Genomic DNA, 18,803 nt, shown 5'->3' with positions numbered 1-18,803 from the left:
GAAAGAATGGAAAGATTATTGATTTTAGATTCAAACTCTCTTTTAAATAGAGCATTTTATGCAATTCCAGAGCTTACAAATTCTGAAGGCATTCATACAAATGCAGTTTATGGATTTGTAAATATGTTATTTAAAATGAGAGATGAATTAAAGCCGGATTATATAGTAGCAGCTTTTGATAAAAAAGGGCCTACTTTTAGACATAAAGAATATCAAGAGTATAAGGCTGGCAGAAAGAAAATGCCACCAGAACTTGCAGAACAATTTCCAATAGTAAAGGAAATTTTAAATTTATTATCAATAACGATATATGAACTGGAAGGATTTGAAGCTGACGATATTATAGGATCATTATCTAAGTATGCAGAAAAAAATAATATAGAAGTATTTATAGTTACAGGAGATAAAGATGCTCTTCAATTAGCTTCAGATAATATAAATGTAATTATAACTAAAAAGGGTGTATCTGAAACAGCTATATATAACTACAATAGTTTTATTGAAGAATTTGGTGTTACTCCAACTCAATTTATAGATGTAAAAGGTTTAATGGGAGATAAGTCGGATAATATTCCTGGAGTTCCTGGAATTGGAGAAAAAACTGCTTATAAGTTAATACAAACTTATGGTTCTATAGAAGAAGTATTAAATAATATAGATAATATTAGTGGTAAAAAAGTAAAAGACAATTTAGAAACCTATAAAGAACAGGCGATTTTTAGTAAAAAGCTTGCTACTATAATGACTGAAGTTCCAATAGACTTTGATTTAGATGATATAAAAAATCAAGAATCTTTTAATAAAGATGGTCTTAAGAAGATGTTCTTTAAATTGCAAATGAAAACTTTATTAGATAAGTTTTTCAATGGTGAAGATGATGATAGCGAAGATGAGGAAATAAATATTAAATATATAGATAATTCAAAGTCGCTTTTAGCACTTTCTAATGAATTAAAGCAAACTATATATATTTCTTTTGAGGCAAATAATAGTGAAAAGTATTCAGAAATATCATTAAATAATCTTTATATTTCATGTAATAAAGAAAACTATTTTATTAAGTTCAGTGAAATAAGTAATGAAGACGAGAATTCTGCTAATTTAGCTTTAAAAAATATAATGGAAAATAGTAAATTGAAAAAGGTTATTCATGAAGGAAAGCCTTTAATTACTATATTAAATAAGCTTGGAATATCAATTGCTAGCTTTGACTTTGATACAGCAATAGCAGCTTATTTAATAAATTCTGCAAGAAGTTCTTATGATCTTCTATCTTTAGTAAATGAATACTTAGGTGAAGATATTAAAGGAAATAAAGATGAAATTAAGTGTAGGATTAACAGTAAATTAGAGGATATTTATAATATTCTTAAGGAAAAAATTAAAGAAGAGAATATGGAAGAACTATATTACAATGTAGAACATCCTTTAATTTTTGTTTTATCATCAATGGAATCATTAGGTTTTAAAGTTAATGGGGAAATGCTAGATACTTTAGCCATAAAATTTAAAGAGGAAATTGGAAGAACAGAAAAAGAAATATTTGAATTAGCTGAAGAAAAATTTAATATAAATTCACCAAAACAGCTAGGAAAAATTCTTTTTGAAAAACTTGATTTACCAGTTATAAAGAAAACAAAAACAGGTTACTCAACTAATGCTGAGGTATTAGAAAAGCTTCAAGATAAGCATGAGATAATACCAAAGATAACTTATTATAGACAAATAACGAAACTTAATTCAACTTATGTGGAAGGTTTAAAAAATGTTATTGATGTTGATGGAAAGATACATTCAACTTTCAATCAAACTGTAACTACTACAGGAAGATTATCTAGTACAGAACCTAACCTTCAAAATATTCCTATAAAATATGAGATGGGAAGAGAAATAAGAAAAGTATTTATACCTGATGAAGCAGAAGATATATTGCTATCTTGTGACTATTCACAAATTGAGCTTAGAGTATTAGCAGAAATGGCAAAGGATGAAAAAATGATTGATGCCTTTAAACATCATAGTGATATTCATAGAAAAACAGCATCAGAAGTATTTAAGGTTCCAATAGAAGAGGTAACGCCATTAATGAGAAGTAGAGCAAAGGCTGTTAACTTTGGAATAGTCTATGGTATTAGTGATTTTAGTCTTTCTCAAGATTTACACATAACTAAAAAGGAAGCTTCAGAATATATGGAAATATATTTTGATAGATATCCTAAAATAAAAGGTTATCTAGATGGTTTAATTGAAGAAGCTAAAGAAAATGGATTTGTAATAACTATATTAAATAGAAGAAGATTTATTCCTGAAATAAAATCATCTAATAGAATAGTTAAGGCATTAGGGGAAAGATTAGCTATGAATGCACCTATCCAAGGAAGTGCTGCTGATATAATTAAATTAGCAATGGTTAATGTATATAATAAATTAAATGAGCTTCAATTAAAGAGTAAAATAATATTACAAGTTCACGATGAACTTATATTAAATGTTAAAAAAGATGAATTAGAGCAAGTTAAAGCTTTAGTAAAAGAAGAAATGGAAAATGTACTAAAGATGGATGTACCTTTAGAGGTAGATATAAATATTGGTAATACATGGTATGAAGCTAAATAGGGAGGCCGAATATAATGATAAAAATAGGGTTAACAGGAGGAATTGGTTCGGGAAAGAGCACTGTTTCAAAAATGCTAACAGATAAAGGCTTTAAGGTAATAGATGCAGATAATATAGCAAAGGAAGTTTTAGTAAAATATCCAGAAATAATAGATAAGATTAAAATAGAATTTGGAACAGGATTTTTTGACTGGAGAGGTGAATTTAGAAGAAGGGAATTTGGAAATCATATTTTTAGATTCCCTAAGCAAAGAAAAAAATATGAAGATATAATTATGCCTTATATAAAAAGTGAAATTTTTAATGAAATTGATAATTATGAAAAGGCAGGGGAAGGTATAATAATACTTGATGCCCCAACATTAATAGAAAATGATCTTCATACATTTATGGATTATATAATAGTAGTGTGGGTAGATAATAATACTCAAGTTATTAGATTGAAAAATAGGGATAGGTTATCTAGAGAAGAAGCTATAAATAGAATGAATGCTCAATTATCATTAGATAAAAAAAGAGATTATGCGCATATAATTATAGATAATAATGGAGACTTATTAAAAACAAAGAATCAAGTAGATAAGGTGATGGATTTTTTAAATGTAATTAATAAGTAAGGAGAAAGTAATGAAGTTTAAACGAATAGTAACTATTTTAATTGCAATTCTTATATTTTATTTTGGATTTATGTTTGCAATGAAAAAGTATGTGTATCCTTACAAATATGCTGAATATGTGAATAAATATAGTGAGGAATATGAATTAGATCCATATCTAGTTTTAGCTGTAATCAAAACAGAAAGTGATTTTGATAAAGCAGCAGTATCTAAAAAAGATGCTAAAGGATTAATGCAAATAATGGATACAACAGGCGAATGGGTAGCCAAGGAAATAGGAATTAATTATTTTATGGCATCTATGATGTTTGATCCAGAGTTAAATATAAAAATTGGATGTTGGTATCTTAGAAACTTGAATGAAGAATTTGACGGGAATTTAGATTTAGTTTTAGCTGCATATAATGGTGGAAGTGGAAATGTAAATAAGTGGCTAACTTATGAGGAATACTCTGCAGATGGAGAAAACTTAGATTATATTCCTTTTCCAGAAACTAAGAAGTATGTAGATAAAGTAAAGGCAAATTATAATATTTATAAATATTTATATGATAAATAGAAAAAGCACAGTTATGCTGTGCTTTTTTATTTTATAGAAATTTATAAAAATTTAACCCTGTAAATAAGTTTTAATAAATTTATACCTTCAATTTTGAAGGATATAAATCTTATATGACGGCGACTTGGAGCTTGCGACGGAGCAAGGAATATAAGATTTATGTCCTTTTCTAATTAAATATTGCAGTAATCCATTCATTACTTTGGTATTTATCTGTTAACTTAAATCCATGACTTTCAACTATTGATTTAACCTTATCAAAGCTCCATTCTACTAGACCAGATACTAGTAATTTACCACCTGGTAATAAATGTTCTTTTATAAAGTTCATGAATAATTCAGTTTCTTCTCCACCTATATTTATATATATCCAATCATAATTATCTTCTATTTTAACTTCACCCTTTAAAGCGTCTCCCACTAAGGTTTCTATATTATAAATACCGTTAAGAGATGAATTTAATTCAACTTCTTCTCTAACATCTCTAATATCTAAGGCTGTTACCTTTGATGCACCTATAATTGCTGAAGCGATAGATAATATACCTGAACCAGTTCCAATATCTAAAACTTTTTTATCGCATAAATCAATTTTAGTTAAGATTATATTTAATAAATCTTTAGTTGTTTCATGCAAACCTGTACCAAAGGCTCCTTGAGAAATAAAAGATATTTTATGAATATTTTTATCACAAATATCCTCATCAGGGGAAGCTAGTACCCAGTTATCATTAATGCTAATTGATGGAAAATCGTATGTTTCATAGTTATAATTGGCTTCTTCAACAGAAATACACTCACTATTTATTAATGAAGATATTTTATCTTTAAATATATTTAAATTATCCACTTCTTCATCATAAGCAATTTTAATATCAATTGTAGAAACTTCCTTTTCTAAATAGCCATAGCCATATTCATCAGTTGTAATTTCTAAAGGACTTTCATAAAAAACATTAAATATATCATTAATTTGCAACAACTCGATTATTTCATCTAAATTTCTAAAATTGACATTATAAGTTAATATATACATTTTGAATCCCCCAAATTAATTGATTATAACATTATAGAGTATAGATACATTTTAGTTTTATGTCAAGAAATTAGTAAAAAATTAATAATTATTACTTATATTATGTCATTAAATATCGGAATAACTCTATCTTTTCTTCTTTTTCTTCTTAATAGAATAACCAAAGGAACCTAATGGTTTAGCATTTAATCCATAATATTCTCCGTGATTATAACAAATTAAATTAGCCTTATTAAAGCAGATTTTACCTCTTTCATCAATTATATCTTCATTAACCTTAACATTAATTACATCTAATAAAAAAAGATCATGAGTACCAAGAGGAGTGATACTTTTTACTTTACATTCAAGAGCAACTGGTGATAAATCTATTGAAGGAGTACTTATGGCTACACCCTCAGATAATTTATATCCAAAATGCTTAATTTTGTCTATCTTCCTACCAGATGTAACACCACAATAATCAACAAATTTAACCATATCTCTTGAAGGAAGATTAATTACACATTCCATGCTTTCTTTTATGTAATCATATGAAAGACGTTCTGGTCTTACTCCCATAGCTAATATAGGTTCTTTTGTACAAACTGTACTAATCCAACCTACAGTAAATGCATTAACTTTATCTTCTTTATTTTTACAAGTTACTATAACAACTGGAGTTGGATTTAGCATTACACTACCTTTAAAATTTTCTTTTTTCATAACTAATCCTTTCGGTAACAAAAAATTTTTATCAAGAAGAATGGAGCTGCTTTATAACAGCTCCATTATTATTAATAATATCTTCTTCTACGTTTTCTCTTACGAGTATTGATAATTCTTATTACTAGAACAACTAATACTAAAACTATCACTAAAATAAGAAGTGATAATAAATATAATGGTAAGTTAGCTTTAATTAATTCCATAGCAGAAACTTTAATAGTTCCATTTACATCTTGAGAGTAGCCAGGAGTTGAATAAGTTAAAGTAACTTCTTTATTTCCACTTAGCTTCCAAGCATCTTTAATTTCTCCATTATATGAAATTGTTGCATTCTTATCATTAAAATCATTTTTATAATACTGTACATCTTCATTAAGATATATAGGAGCAGTTATTTGCTTTTCAGTACCAAAAAATCTAAAAGTTTTATAAGTTAAATCTATAGATCCAACTTCATCACCTGAATTTTTATAGGTTTGTTTTTCAGCAGAATAACTATAATTAGCTACTTTTTCAGTATCTTCAAATACGTGAAGACCAGTTGCACCGTAGTCAGATTTTAGAACAACAGTAACTAAGTTTCTACCATCTTTTTCAAAGAATCCAACGAAACAATGGCCAGCTAATTCTTCTGTACCAGTTTTTCCACCTACATTATTATATTTACCAAGTATCTTATTTCTAGATTCTATTTCTATTGGATAGCCTGATAAAGTTATAGATGTTTTACCATTCTTAGGTGAAACAGTATCTTTTACCCACTCATTCTTAAAAGCAGCGATACCTATTTTAGCTAAATCATAAGCTGTAGTTTGATTTACATTAGTATTACTTGGATTTAAAGGATCTATTTCTAGCCCAGATGGGTTTTCAAAATGAGTATCTTTTAAACCTAATTCAGCAGCTTTTTCATTCATCATATTAACAAAATTATCTACTGTTCCTCCTACAGATTCTGCCATTAAATAAGCAGTATCATTTGCAGAAAAAATAAGAACAGCCTTCATTGTATCTTCAGCAGAAATTTTATCCCCAGGTTTTAGAGCTACATAATTATTTAAAGCTGTTTCTGTTACTTTTAATGATGTATCAGTAAAGTTTAGTATATCTGTTTTATTTTTGTTTTCCGCAAATAATAAAGCAGTCATTAATTTTGTAGTACTTGCTGGTGAAAGTTTTAAATCTGCATTTTTTGAATAGATAACTTCTCCTGTATCTATATCCATAGTTATTGATGCTTCACCAATAATTTCTGGAGCTTGAATGTTTACATCTTGTGCACTAACTTTATTAGCTAAAGGAGCTAATAATGAAACTGAAAGAGCAAGTGCTAGTGTTTTAAATAAGTTTTTTGCTTTCAAGTTCATCTCCCCATTTCTTTAGATTTTAGTTATTATGTTTACTTACTTACGCACTGTTAACAGTATAACACCTACATTTAATAATAACAATAATTATAAAAGTTGTTAAGTAATTTAAATTACTTATAATATATTTTTAATAATTAGTAAAAATATATTAATTAAATTCATATTATAAATGTTAATATATTTATAATATTTTTTATAAATTATATCCAGGTTTAAGATAAATATTCTAAACCTATTGTAAAATATAATATCTTTAATAATGTACAAAATTATAGGAGCTACACTTTATAAAAGAAGCTCCTATAATTAATTATTTATTATTTAATTTATTTATTATTATATTTTTAGCCTTAAGTTCTAATTCATCATCAAGTTTGTCTAATTTAACTTCACCATATTTATGACTAAGTGCAATATTTAGGAATCTATCAGCAAGTTCAGGATTCTTAGATAAAAGAGAACCATGGAAGTAGCTACAATAAGTATTCTTATAAATACAACCTTCATAACCATCTTCACCATTATTGCCATAACCATGAAGACATTTTCCTAAAGGCTTTAATCCATTAATATAGGTTCTTCCTGAATGATTTTCAAATCCAACATATGTTTCATTAAATTCTTCATTATATATTACAGTATTTCCAATAAAACGAGTATCTCCGCCTTCAGTATATATATCTAAAATACCTAATCCTTGAATTTTTTCCCCGTTTGGCGCCATATAGTAGTTTCCTAGAAGTTGATAACCACCACAAATAGCAATAACTAATTTTCCATCTTCAATATATTTTTCAAGAGAAGGCTTTTTTATATTTTTTAAATCATCTGATACTATTGATTGTTCAAAATCTTGACCTCCACCAAAAAATAGTATATCAGTATTTTCAGAATCAAATTCATCATTTAATGATATATTTATTAAGTTTACCTTTATTCCTCTTTCTTCAGCTCTATGTTTAAGTATTAATATATTACCAACATCTCCATATACGTTAAGTAAGTCAGGATAAAGATGACAGATATTTAACTCCATATATAGGCCTCCTTTCTTACCAAAGCTTCTTAATATAGCCTTTTGAATATAAGTGCTTTCTATAATTAATCATAGCAGTATAAGTAGCTAAAATATAAATTTTATTATTTTTACTAGCTTTAATTTTTTCTGTTAATGAATCAAAGTTTTCTTCTATAATAAATTTATCTTTATTTAATCCAGCAATTTTAAGTCTTACTGCCATATCATAACATCTAATACCAGAAATAAATATTTCATCTATATTTAAATCATGAAGCTTTTCAAAATCAACATCCCAAATCCAAGAAACATCAGTGCCATCCGCATAATTATCATTTAAAAGAAAAGCAGCAGCAAAATTATCTTTATTTAGGCAAAGAGTATCTAGTGCTTGATTATAACCAGCAGGATTCTTAACTAAAATAATTTTAACTTCTTTTCCTTCTATATTTAATGATTCTTGTCTACCAAAGCTTGAATCTTGGTTTTGTAAGGAATTTCCAATAGACTCATCATTTATTCCAAGTTCTTTAGCAATAGAATAAGCACATAATGCATTATAAATATTGTATACCCCTGATTGACTTATATTTACTACTAAATCATTAATTTTAACATTAGAGCTATCAGGAGTTAGTTCTAATATTTCATTTACAGCATATTTAAGCTCAGCTCTTTTGAAACCACAGCCTGTACAGTAAAAGTCACCTAAATGGTTATATGTAATGTGGTTATACTCATAAGGAGATTTACAAAACTTACAGAACTTTGCATCTGCATTAATATCAATATTTTTATTATCATTTATTTTTGCATTAAAACCATAAAATACAGTTTTATTAGGAAGTTTTAAATCACCTAAAAGAGATTCATCACCATTTAGAACTAGAGTAGTATTTGGAGAAAGAGTAATTCCTTCTAATATTTTAGAAAGAGTAGTATATACTTCACCATATCTATCTAATTGATCTCTAAAAAGATTTGTTACTGTAATTATTTCAGGAGAAATATATTCAGTAATATATTTTAAATTTGCTTCATCTACTTCAATTATTGCATAAGCATCTTTAGTTGGACTAAAGAACTTGTAATTATCAATAAAAGTTGTTACTATTCCAGGAAAAAGGTTAGCTCCAGTATTATTTGTAATTACTTCTTTTCCACTCATCTTTACAATGTTGTAGATCATGCTAGTAGTAGTAGTTTTACCATTAGTTCCTGTAACTAAAACTACTTTGTAGCCTTTTGATACTTTTTTTAGTATATTACTATCTATTTTTAAGGCTACTTTTCCAGGGAAGGTAGTTCCCCCTTTTAGTATTGTTTTTGTAAGAAAAATTGTTAATTTTGAAGCTATAATGCTTATTGTAGATTTAATACTAATCTTATTCACCGCCTTATAATATTTATTCATATTATTTACAATAATATAAATATATAATCATGTTAAAGTAAAATTTAAATTTACAAAGAATAGTATAACATAACTTTAGATACTTAAAAATAATCATATGATAAGATTTTATTAATATTTTCTATGAAAGGGGAAGAGAATTTTGGAGAAGTATGTATTTAAAAATAGTGAAGGAAAATCCAGAGCATATTAAAAGTAGGAAAGCAGTAAAAAATCTAATGGAATAATTCAATTATTACATGAAGTGTCAGAGTGGATATGAAAAAATGATGATTTCGCTGAAAAATAAATAAACATATATTTTAAAGTTTTAATTGAAGCTATTTATTTAGAGCATTTTTTAATATATAAAAATATATTTATTTACAATATGTTACAATTGTATTCACATATAAAAGAAATTGATGTAAAATTATGTAGTAATAATGTTTAGCGAGGGGAAAAACATGGATTATAATAATTTTAAAGAAAAAATTTATTATATGAATTCACTAGAGATTTTGTTATATATTTTAGGTACATCATTTATATATTGTTTATTTAGCCAAGTTGCTTTTTTTAATAAGAATATGGCATCTGATTTATTAAAGTTAATTGAATTAATGGTGTCAATTATTCTGTTAATATTTTCAATACATATAAAAAGTATTACGCAAAAGAAGATATATGGAATAGTAAAGATATTTCTAATAATTAATTGTACTATAATATTAGTATTTTTATCTCCAGAAGGACAATTTATATTTTTAAAGAATTTACTTAATAATATAGGATATAATAGTGCTGATTTTAGCTATATTAATATAGTTATTTTTTATTATATGATATCTAAATATAGAGTTAGTGAAGATAATATTGAAATTATGCATATAGAATACATAATTTTGATTGTTATAAGTATTATTCAAATAAATTTACTAAATAAATATAATAGCTGGCAGATAGGTATTATACATATATTATTTATTTTCATTCTTATTTTTATAACCTTAAGAAATACCTTTAAAGTTGATTTTAATTGTAAAGGTAAGGTTGATTTAATTAAATTAAGTTTATTTATTGAAATAATAAGATTACTTTTTATTATTATTTCAATAAATATAGTAATTAATACAATAAGTAATTTTATTATAATCCTAATGAAAATTATATTGATATCAACTATGATTGGAGTAATTAGTAATGTAATTAAAGAATGCTATGTATTTCTTTTTAAAGAAAAAGTAGATACAAGTAATTACTTAGAAGATATAAATAGAAAAATAATGAATAATAATTATAAACTTGAAGAAATTTCAAAAAAATTAAGTGATAACCAAATGATGTACAAAAGCTTTTTAGAAAGCTTGACAAGTCCTATTGTAATTGTAAATAGCAATTTTAGAATTACATATTGTAATATAAAATTTTTAAATGAAATAGGAGATAAAAATATTAGAAATGTTATAAATAGACGTATAGATAGATTTGTTGACTTTAACGTTAAAATTAATAAGGAGACTTGCTTTGGTAATAGCTCAAGTCCTTATACAACTACAGCATATCTAAATGATAAAAAACTAGAAGTAAGATTTTTTAACTTAAATAATGATGATTCAGAATTTATTTTAATATTTAAAGATTTAACAGAAGAAATAAAATTATTAGGTATGAAAGAAGAACTTCAAGATATTAAAGTGAGAGAAGAAATAAAAAAGAATTTTTTATCAAATATATCTCATGATTTAAAAATACCAATTAACGTCATATATTCTGCTATTCAGCTTGAAAAAATATTAATAGATAAAAATGATATTGAAAAGGTAAAATCCTATAACCAAATTAGTATGGAAAATTGTTTGATATTAACTAAACTTACAAATAATATAATTGACATAAGTAAAATAGACACAGAAAATTTAGAAATAAATTTAGGCCTTTATAATATAGTTGAATTTATTGAAGATTATTTGTTTTCTTTGACTCCTTATATAAATAATAGTGGTCTTGATATTATATTTGATACTAGTGAAGAGGAAATATATATTCATTTTGATAAGGAAATGATGCAAAGAGTTATATTAAATTTAGTTTCAAATTCAATAAAATTTACTAATAGTGGTGGAAATATATTTGTAAAAATAGAGGATTTTAGTGAGTATGTATTAATAGAATTAAGTGATAATGGAATAGGAATGAATAAAGAGTTTATTTCTAGAGCTTTTAATAAATATGAAATGGAAAAAAGAAATAAGAGTAATTTTTCAAAGGGATTTGGAGTTGGGTTATTTGTGGTACATAATTTAATAAAAGCTCAAAATGGTGATATAAAACTTGAAAGTGAAGTAGGTAAAGGAAGTCGTTTTTCCATAAAGTTATATAAGAAAGGGGTGGTATAAATATAAATGATTAAAGAGAAATTAAGATATTCTTATAAAGGGTTAATGTCTCAAGTATTTGTACCAATTATTATAGTACTTACTATATTAAAAATTTTTTATAACATGGATAATGAATTTATTTTTGTTACAGGAATTTTATGTCTATCAATAACAGTATTATTATTTACTATGAGTATGGTTAAGGTGGATAATGAAGAGGTAGGAAGCTTAAAACTAATAGGACGAGGATATTTTTTTATAGCTATATTAGGATTTGTCTTTGGAGAAGATGCATATTTAATAAATAATATTAATTTATCTACAACCTTTTTTCAAATTTTAATTTTTTTAACTTTAATAAATATACTTGTAAGTATAATAATTTATTATAGAAAGTATTCATCAATGATACATTGGGTGCTTTTTTTATTATTAATACCACTTATGTTTTTTATTATGAAAAGTCAATGTAATAATTTAAAATATGCTAACTATTTTTTTCAAAGTAAAATAGGATTAATAACTAATTTATTATTTGGGATTCTTATATTTTTAAGTATATTATATTCATATAAAAGGTTTAATTTAACTAAAAATAAAGAATGGATATTAGAAATTAGTTTTTTTATGATTTTAAGTAATATTTTTTTGTTTCTTGCTCTTTACTATAAAAAAGATTTATCTTATTTTATATGGACAAGTAATTTGATTTCGTGTTTTATATTATATAATGAGTTTGAAAAAAAGTTATTATATAATCTTTATGCTAATGCATATGAGAGTTTAAACAAAGCTAAAGAAATAAAAAAGAATTTGAATAAAAGTTTAAAAAGTAGGGAAAAGGATTTAAAGGATTTAAATTTATTATTAAAAAAGAGTGAAAAAAAATATAAAGATGTAGTACAAGCTTTTTCTAAAGGATTACTAGTATTTGAAAATGATATATTAGTTTACTCATATTATTTTCAAGAAATTTTCGATATAAAAGATATTAACATGAAGTATAAAAAAAATAAAATAACATTAAATGAAATACTTAATAAAATAACAGGTGAAATTTATATTGATAATGGAGAAAATAAAGAATTTTCTGCTGAAGTAAAATTAAAAGATAAATTTGGTAAATTAAGAGATTATGATATGTGTTTGATAAATATTAAAGAAAATAAGAAAATACTTGTTTTTTTTGAAGTAACTGAAATTATAAAGCAAAGAAAAGAACTAGTAAAGATAGAAAAAAAGCTAAAAGAAGAAAATATAAATGAGGGCTTCTATTCAAATATTTCTCATGAACTTAGAACTCCAATTAATGTAATTTATTCAGCTCTTCAATTAAATGATATCTATTTAAAAGATAATAAAATAGATAAGATTAATAAAAACAACCAAATTATTAAGCAAAATTGTTTAAGACTTATTAGAACTATAAATAATTTTATTGATAGTAATAAGCTTTCAGAAGGATTTTTAGAAAGCGATATTAAAACCTATAATATAGTTGACATTATTGAAAATGTAATATTATCTTGCGATAATTATATGAAATTAAAAAAAAATAACCTTATTTATGATCCACAATTTGAAGAAATATATTTAAACTTTGATAAAGACCATATGGAAAGAATAATGCTAAATATATTATCAAATTCATTAAAGTATGGAAAAGAAAATGGGAATATTTATATTTCCATAAAAATTGAAAATGATAATATAATAATTGAGGTTTTAAATGATGCGGAAACTATACCAAAAGATAAAAGAAATGAAATTTTTGAAAAATTTACAAAAGTAAATGCTTCTTTTAGTAGACCTTCAGAAGGAAGTGGATTAGGTTTATATTTAACTAAAGGATTAGTGAATCTCCATAAAGGAGAAATTACTATAAGTGCAGGACCTAAATATGGAAATCTATATAAAATAGTATTGCCATATAATAAAAACTTAAAGGCTAAAGACAGCTGCTTAAGTCATGATATGACTATAAATGAGCTTCAGCAAAAAATAGATATAGAGTTTTCAGATATTTACTTCTAATAACATAACTTAAATTATTAAAGCATATATAATAAAGAATAATTTATATAGGAGTGTTATATGTGAAAAATAAACTTAATAGAAGTATTAAAATTATTCCATTAGTTTTTAATATATTAGTTCCTCTTCTTGGTGGTTTTTTAGTTTCTTACATAAATAGGAATGCTATTAATTTTTACAGTGCTAATGTAAAAAAGCCATTTTTCATGCCGCCAAGCATTGTATTTCCTATAGTGTGGAGTATTTTATATGTTTTAATGGGAATTGCAGCATATAGAATATATATAAGAAATAAAGAACATAATGAAGATAATGGAGCATATTTCTTTTATTTAATTCAACTTATATTAAACTTTATGTGGAGTTTTATATTTTTTACTTTTAGATTATATGGAGTAGCCTTTATATGGATAATAATATTATTTATTTTTGTTGCAATTACCTTTATAAAGTTTATAAAAATAGATAAAATTGCTGGAGCATTACTTTTTCCATATATGCTTTGGTTAGTTTTTGCAGGAGTTTTGAATTTCTTTATTTGGGTTTTTAATGAAATGTAAATTAAGTTGTAGTATAATAAAGTAGACCTTCTATGAAGGTCTACTTTATTTAGAAAGGAAGTTTCTATGGGGAAAACTTTATTTATTGCAGAAAAACCTTCAGTTGCTATGGAATTTGTGAAGTTGTTAAATGTCAAGGGGAAGAGAAACAACGGATATATTGAGGGTGAAAAAAGCATCTTTACTTGGTGTGTAGGACATATGGTAACAATGAGTTATCCAGAAGTTTATAATGAAAAATTAAAATTTTGGAATTTAAGAGACTTACCTTTTTTACCAAAAGAATATAAATATGAAGTAATTCCTTCTGCCTCTGCACAATTTAATGTTGTAAGTGGTTTAATGAATAGAGAAGATGTAGAAACCATTTATGTTTGTACTGACTCTGGGAGAGAAGGGGAATATATATATAGACTAGTGGATGATATGGCTGGTAATCCTAAAAAAGTAAAGAAAAGAGTATGGATAGATTCTCAGACTGAAGAGGAAATAAAAAGAGGGATTAAAGAGGCAAAGCCATTGTCAGAGTATGATTCTTTAGCACATTCAGCATATTTAAGAGCTAAAGAAGATTATATATTTGGTATAAATTTTTCAAGGCTATTAACACTATTGTATGGTAAGACTCTTGCTAATATTCTACAAAAGGATAAGAATGTTGTTATAGCTGTAGGTAGAGTTATGACTTGTGTTCTTGGAATGGTGGTAGAAAGAGAAAGAGAAATAAGAGATTTTAATAAAAAGTCTTTTTATAAGATATCTGGTAAATTCTCAAAGGAAGAAGATACTGTAGAAATAGTAGCAGATTGGAAGGCCATAGAAGGATCAGAGTATTTTGAATCTCCTAAACTATATAGTGAAGTAGGTTTTAATAAGAAGGAAGATGCTGAAGAGCTAATTACTAAATTAAGAGATATAGGATTTGGAACTATAAAAGAAGTTAAGAAAACTAAGGAAAAAAAGAATCCACCTCTTTTATATAACTTAGCAGAACTTCAAAATGAATGTACAAAGAGATTTAAAATTAGTCCAGATGAAACCTTAAAAATAGTTCAAAATCTTTATGAAAAGAAGATGGTTACATACCCAAGAACTGATGCAAGAGTATTATCTACAGCAGTTGCAAAGGGGATTAAAGGAAATGTCATTAAACTTAAGAATATGCCCATAGGCGAAGAACTATCCAATGTAGCAAATGAAATAATAGAAAAGGATTATGCAAAGAGCATATTAAAGAGCAAATATGTAGATGATAGTAAAATTACTGATCACTATGCCATAATACCAACTGGAGAAGGAAAAGATACTTTGCTAAAGCTACCTAGCTTAGATAAACAAGTATACTTTGTTATTTTAAGAAGATTTTTATCTATATTCTATCCTCCAGCACAATATAGTAAAATGGCTATTACTATATTAGTTGGAAAAGAAAACTTTATTTTAAATAAAAAGGTATGTATTGACAAGGGATATCTAGTTATATTAGGTAATGATAAAGAAGAAAAGGAAGAGGCTTTTCCTGAAAACTTACGAAAAGGAACTAAGCTAATTATTAATGAATTAGAAATAAAGGAAGGTGAGACTTCACCACCAAAGAGATATACTACTGGTTCAATGATAATAGCTATGGAAAATGCGGGAAAGCTTATAGAAGATGAAGAGCTTAGGGAACATATTAAAGGAGCTGGAATTGGAACATCAGCTACTAGAGCAGAGATTCTTAAAAAGTTAATTAATATAGAATATATGCAAGCCAATAAGAAAACTCAAATTATAACTCCAACTAATCTTGGAGAAATGATATATGAAGCAATAAAGGTTTCTGTACCATCTCTTCTTAATCCTGCATTAACAGCTTCCTGGGAAAAGGGATTAAAGCTTGTAAATGATAAGGAAATAGAGCCAGATGAGTTTATGACTAAGCTTGAAGCATATACTAGAAATAATACACAAAGGGTATTAAAATCATCTAATATAGGAGCTTTAAATACTAAATTATTAAAGATTAAAAACCAACAATAGTAATTAAAGAATGAAGAGTAAAAAAACTCTCTAAAAATTTGATTTCATCAAGTTTTTAGAGAGTTTTTATTTGCTTAAAATTATGTAAGTTTAAATAATATGTAAATTATATTGTTTATTTAATTAAAAATGATAATAATGCATAGAAGGCTGGAGCTAAGAATACGGTCATAATTCCAGCTATACCAATTGATAATGAACTCATTGCACCTTCAGTTTCGCCAAGTTCTAAAGCTTTAGATGTTCCAACAGCATGGGATGCTGTACCTATAGCAATACCAATAGCAACCTTATCATTAATTTTAAATTTCTTGCATAATAATGGTCCAATTATAGATCCAATAATTCCAGATATAACTATAGATAATACTGTAACTGGAGCTAAGCCACCAAGTTGATTGGTTATTTCTATACCTATAGGAGTTGTAACAGATTTTGATAATAAAGATATAGTTAATACTTTGTCTAAACCAAAGATATTAGCTAATAAAATTACTGATGATATTCCTATAGAACTTCCTATTAATATACCTATTAATATAGGTAACAAATGTTTTTTTAATAAATGGAATTGCTTATAAAGTGGCACTGCTAAAACTACAGTTGCAGGACCAAGAAACATATTTATAAACTGCCCACCTTTATTATATACATCAACATCGATTTTAAAAATTAGTAAAAAGCTAATAACTAAAGCTATAGCTATTAATAGTGGGTTAAAAAGTGGGAATTTAGTTTTTTTATATATTAATAAACCAGCTTCGAAGGCTAGGAGTGAGATTATTATTCCAAATAAAATGTTTTCTGTTAGTATTTCCATTACTTTGCATTGTATCCTTTCTTGATTTTCTTTTCTTTAATTCTTATTACATATTGGACAATAGTACCAGTAGATATAACTACAATAGCTGTAGTAATTAAACATAAAAGTAAAATATATATTAAGCTATCCTTTATTGAGCTAAAGGATGAAATCAATCCTACACCAGCTGGTATAAAGAAAAACGACAAATGATCTAAAAAAAATGTAGATATGCTTTCTATCTTTTCAACTTTAATTACTTTTGCAAATAATAATACTAATAAAATTATCATTCCTATAATATTTCCAGGAAGTGGAAGAGAAAACCCTTTAGAAATTAGCTCTCCAACTAGATAAATACCAAGAATAATAATAGCTTCTCTAAATATTTTCATTAGATTACCTCCTTAAACTATCATTATTAATTTATCACTATTAAAAACATAAGTAAATGAAGTAAAACATTTACACAGAAATAAAAGTAAAAATAAATTATAATCCCTTATTTTTTAACAAAATTTGCTACCTATTCATATTATAAACCATAGATTAATTACTATTCTTATGGAGGATTAAATGAAAAGCAAATTAATTAAAATTGCATCAACGGTTGCTTTATTAGGAATAACTTCATTAAGTTTAATTTCTTGTAATAAAAAAGCTGTTGATGAAAGTAAAGAATTAACAAAAGTTAGGTTAAATGAGGTAGTAAGATCAGTATTTTATGCACCTATGTATGTTGCTATAAATGAAGGTTTCTTTAAGGAAGCGGGGCTAGAAATAGACCTTAGCACTGGACAAGGCGCAGACAAAACCATGCAACAAGTTTTAAGCAAAAATGCAGATATTGGTTTTGCAGGACCAGAACAAGTAATTTACATTAATAATCAAGGTAGAGAGGACTATCCAGTTCTTTTTGCTCAATTAACTCAAACTGATGGAGCCTTTTTAGTAGGAAGAGAAGCAAAGGAAAACTTTAAATGGACAGATTTAAAGGGTACTGAAATCATAGGAGGAAGACCAGGTGGAGTTCCTGAAATGGCTTTCGAATATGCTTTAAAGAAAAATGGATTAGATGCAAAAACAGATGTTAATATGGTAACTAATATAGACTTTACAGCTACTTCTGGAGCATTTAAAGCTGGAACTGGTGAATATGTTACTTTATTTGAACCAACAGCTTCAATGTTAGAAAAAGAGGGGAGTGGTAAGATTATTACTTCTATTGGAAAAGAAGTTGGAAATTTACCATATACTTGTTTCTTTGTAACTAAATCATATATGGATAAGAATCCAGAAATACTTCAAAGATTTACTAATGCAATTTACAAGGGACAGAAATGGGTTGAAACACATAATAATGAAGAGATAGCTGATTCTATTAGTTCATTTTTCCCTGGAACAGACAAAGATATAATAGTTTCAGTTGTAAAAAACTATAAAGAGATAAATGCTATTGCTACTAAACCTTCAATAAAAGAAGAAGACTTAGCAAGATTAATGGATGTTATAGAAAGTTATGATAGTAGTCTATTACCTGAAAGACCTTCATTTGAAAAGATAGTAAATAATACTTTTGCAGAAGAATCTATGAAAGCTAAGTAATATAATAAGAGGCTGCTAAACAGCCTCTTATTAAAAATTTACATTTTTATAAGCTTTGAAGAAGCTTATTTCTGAATTCTAC

15 protein-coding genes are annotated in these 18,803 nt (G+C 25.8%); 8 read left to right on the top strand and 7 right to left on the bottom strand.

Annotated features, from left to right (window positions below):
* The first annotated feature begins 6 nt into the window (after positions 1–6).
* From polA to ACFYH6_RS11495, 3 genes are read left to right on the top strand one after another with little or no spacing between them, the layout of a single operon-like run.
* A complete protein-coding gene (gene polA / locus ACFYH6_RS11505) occupies positions 7–2,616 on the top strand; it encodes a DNA polymerase I (RefSeq protein ID WP_416178640.1) in 2,610 nt (869 codons plus the stop codon).
* Between the two features lie 14 nt (positions 2,617–2,630).
* Entirely contained in the window at positions 2,631–3,233 is a 603-nt protein-coding gene (gene coaE / locus ACFYH6_RS11500) for a dephospho-CoA kinase (RefSeq protein WP_416178639.1), read from the top strand.
* Positions 3,234–3,243: 10 nt separating this feature from the next.
* The gene (locus ACFYH6_RS11495; RefSeq protein WP_416178638.1) at positions 3,244–3,792 is read left to right on the top strand and encodes a lytic transglycosylase domain-containing protein; all 549 of its coding nucleotides are present in this window, start codon (positions 3,244–3,246) and stop codon (positions 3,790–3,792) included.
* Positions 3,793–3,961: 169 nt separating this feature from the next.
* Here the strand turns inward: ACFYH6_RS11495 and ACFYH6_RS11490 are convergent, their stop codons facing one another.
* From ACFYH6_RS11490 to ACFYH6_RS11470, 5 genes are all read right to left on the bottom strand, one after another.
* Positions 3,962–4,828: a 50S ribosomal protein L11 methyltransferase gene (locus tag ACFYH6_RS11490; RefSeq protein ID WP_316343822.1), complete on the bottom strand. Its 867-nt coding sequence runs from the start codon at positions 4,826–4,828 to the stop codon at positions 3,962–3,964.
* 126 nt (positions 4,829–4,954) lie between these two features.
* On the bottom strand, positions 4,955–5,533 hold the full coding sequence (locus tag ACFYH6_RS11485; protein ID WP_316343823.1) for a flavin reductase family protein: 579 nt from the start codon (positions 5,531–5,533) through the stop codon (positions 4,955–4,957).
* 71 nt (positions 5,534–5,604) lie between these two features.
* On the bottom strand, positions 5,605–6,897 hold the full coding sequence (locus ACFYH6_RS11480; protein ID WP_416178637.1) for a D-alanyl-D-alanine carboxypeptidase family protein: 1,293 nt from the start codon (positions 6,895–6,897) through the stop codon (positions 5,605–5,607).
* A 319-nt stretch (positions 6,898–7,216) separates the two neighbouring features.
* On the bottom strand, positions 7,217–7,942 hold the full coding sequence (locus ACFYH6_RS11475) for a type 1 glutamine amidotransferase (protein WP_416178636.1): 726 nt from the start codon (positions 7,940–7,942) through the stop codon (positions 7,217–7,219).
* Between the two features lie 16 nt (positions 7,943–7,958).
* Positions 7,959–9,317: a Mur ligase family protein gene (locus ACFYH6_RS11470; RefSeq protein WP_316343942.1), complete on the bottom strand. Its 1,359-nt coding sequence runs from the start codon at positions 9,315–9,317 to the stop codon at positions 7,959–7,961.
* Positions 9,318–9,784: 467 nt separating this feature from the next.
* On the opposite strand from ACFYH6_RS11470, the gene ACFYH6_RS11465 reads away from it, so the two are divergent.
* From ACFYH6_RS11465 to ACFYH6_RS11450, 4 genes are all read left to right on the top strand, one after another.
* Positions 9,785–11,716, top strand: coding sequence for a sensor histidine kinase (locus tag ACFYH6_RS11465; RefSeq protein WP_416178635.1), 1,932 nt, complete (start codon positions 9,785–9,787; stop codon positions 11,714–11,716).
* A gap of 6 nt (positions 11,717–11,722) precedes the next feature.
* The gene (locus ACFYH6_RS11460; protein ID WP_416178634.1) at positions 11,723–13,732 is read left to right on the top strand and encodes a sensor histidine kinase; all 2,010 of its coding nucleotides are present in this window, start codon (positions 11,723–11,725) and stop codon (positions 13,730–13,732) included.
* A gap of 62 nt (positions 13,733–13,794) precedes the next feature.
* A complete protein-coding gene (locus ACFYH6_RS11455) occupies positions 13,795–14,292 on the top strand; it encodes a TspO/MBR family protein (RefSeq protein WP_416178633.1) in 498 nt (165 codons plus the stop codon).
* A gap of 66 nt (positions 14,293–14,358) precedes the next feature.
* A complete protein-coding gene (locus ACFYH6_RS11450; RefSeq protein ID WP_316343933.1) occupies positions 14,359–16,314 on the top strand; it encodes a DNA topoisomerase in 1,956 nt (651 codons plus the stop codon).
* A 115-nt stretch (positions 16,315–16,429) separates the two neighbouring features.
* On the opposite strand, the gene ACFYH6_RS11445 is transcribed toward ACFYH6_RS11450, so the two are convergent.
* On the bottom strand, positions 16,430–17,134 hold the full coding sequence (locus ACFYH6_RS11445; protein WP_416178632.1) for an LrgB family protein: 705 nt from the start codon (positions 17,132–17,134) through the stop codon (positions 16,430–16,432).
* On the bottom strand, positions 17,134–17,511 hold the full coding sequence (locus tag ACFYH6_RS11440; RefSeq protein WP_416178631.1) for a CidA/LrgA family protein: 378 nt from the start codon (positions 17,509–17,511) through the stop codon (positions 17,134–17,136). Before ACFYH6_RS11440 ends, ACFYH6_RS11445 begins: the two co-directional genes overlap by 1 nt.
* 181 nt (positions 17,512–17,692) lie before the next feature.
* On the opposite strand from ACFYH6_RS11440, the gene ACFYH6_RS11435 reads away from it, so the two are divergent.
* The gene (locus ACFYH6_RS11435) at positions 17,693–18,721 is read left to right on the top strand and encodes an ABC transporter substrate-binding protein (protein WP_416178630.1); all 1,029 of its coding nucleotides are present in this window, start codon (positions 17,693–17,695) and stop codon (positions 18,719–18,721) included.
* Positions 18,722–18,803: the final 82 nt, after the last annotated feature.

Source organism: Clostridium sp. HCS.1, from assembly GCF_047900555.1.
Classification (GTDB): Bacteria; Bacillota; Clostridia; order Clostridiales; family Clostridiaceae; genus Clostridium.
This window is presented reverse-complemented; position numbering and strand designations above follow the sequence as displayed.

Bases quoted from the DNA above. Each gene is read 5' to 3' on its own strand.
- ACFYH6_RS11490 (WP_316343822.1), bottom strand. From the start codon at position 4,828: ATGTATATATTAACTTATAATGTCAATTTTAGAAATTTAGATGAAATA.
- ACFYH6_RS11435 (WP_416178630.1), top strand. From the start codon at position 17,693: ATGAAAAGCAAATTAATTAAAATTGCATCAACGGTTGCTTTATTAGGA.
- ACFYH6_RS11450 (WP_316343933.1), top strand. From the start codon at position 14,359: ATGGGGAAAACTTTATTTATTGCAGAAAAACCTTCAGTTGCTATGGAA.
- ACFYH6_RS11485 (WP_316343823.1), bottom strand. From the start codon at position 5,533: ATGAAAAAAGAAAATTTTAAAGGTAGTGTAATGCTAAATCCAACTCCA.
- polA (WP_416178640.1), top strand. From the start codon at position 7: ATGGAAAGATTATTGATTTTAGATTCAAACTCTCTTTTAAATAGAGCA.
- ACFYH6_RS11495 (WP_416178638.1), top strand. From the start codon at position 3,244: ATGAAGTTTAAACGAATAGTAACTATTTTAATTGCAATTCTTATATTT.
- ACFYH6_RS11460 (WP_416178634.1), top strand. From the start codon at position 11,723: ATGATTAAAGAGAAATTAAGATATTCTTATAAAGGGTTAATGTCTCAA.
- coaE (WP_416178639.1), top strand. From the start codon at position 2,631: ATGATAAAAATAGGGTTAACAGGAGGAATTGGTTCGGGAAAGAGCACT.
- ACFYH6_RS11465 (WP_416178635.1), top strand. From the start codon at position 9,785: ATGGATTATAATAATTTTAAAGAAAAAATTTATTATATGAATTCACTA.
- ACFYH6_RS11440 (WP_416178631.1), bottom strand. From the start codon at position 17,511: ATGAAAATATTTAGAGAAGCTATTATTATTCTTGGTATTTATCTAGTT.
- ACFYH6_RS11445 (WP_416178632.1), bottom strand. From the start codon at position 17,134: ATGGAAATACTAACAGAAAACATTTTATTTGGAATAATAATCTCACTC.
- ACFYH6_RS11475 (WP_416178636.1), bottom strand. From the start codon at position 7,942: ATGGAGTTAAATATCTGTCATCTTTATCCTGACTTACTTAACGTATAT.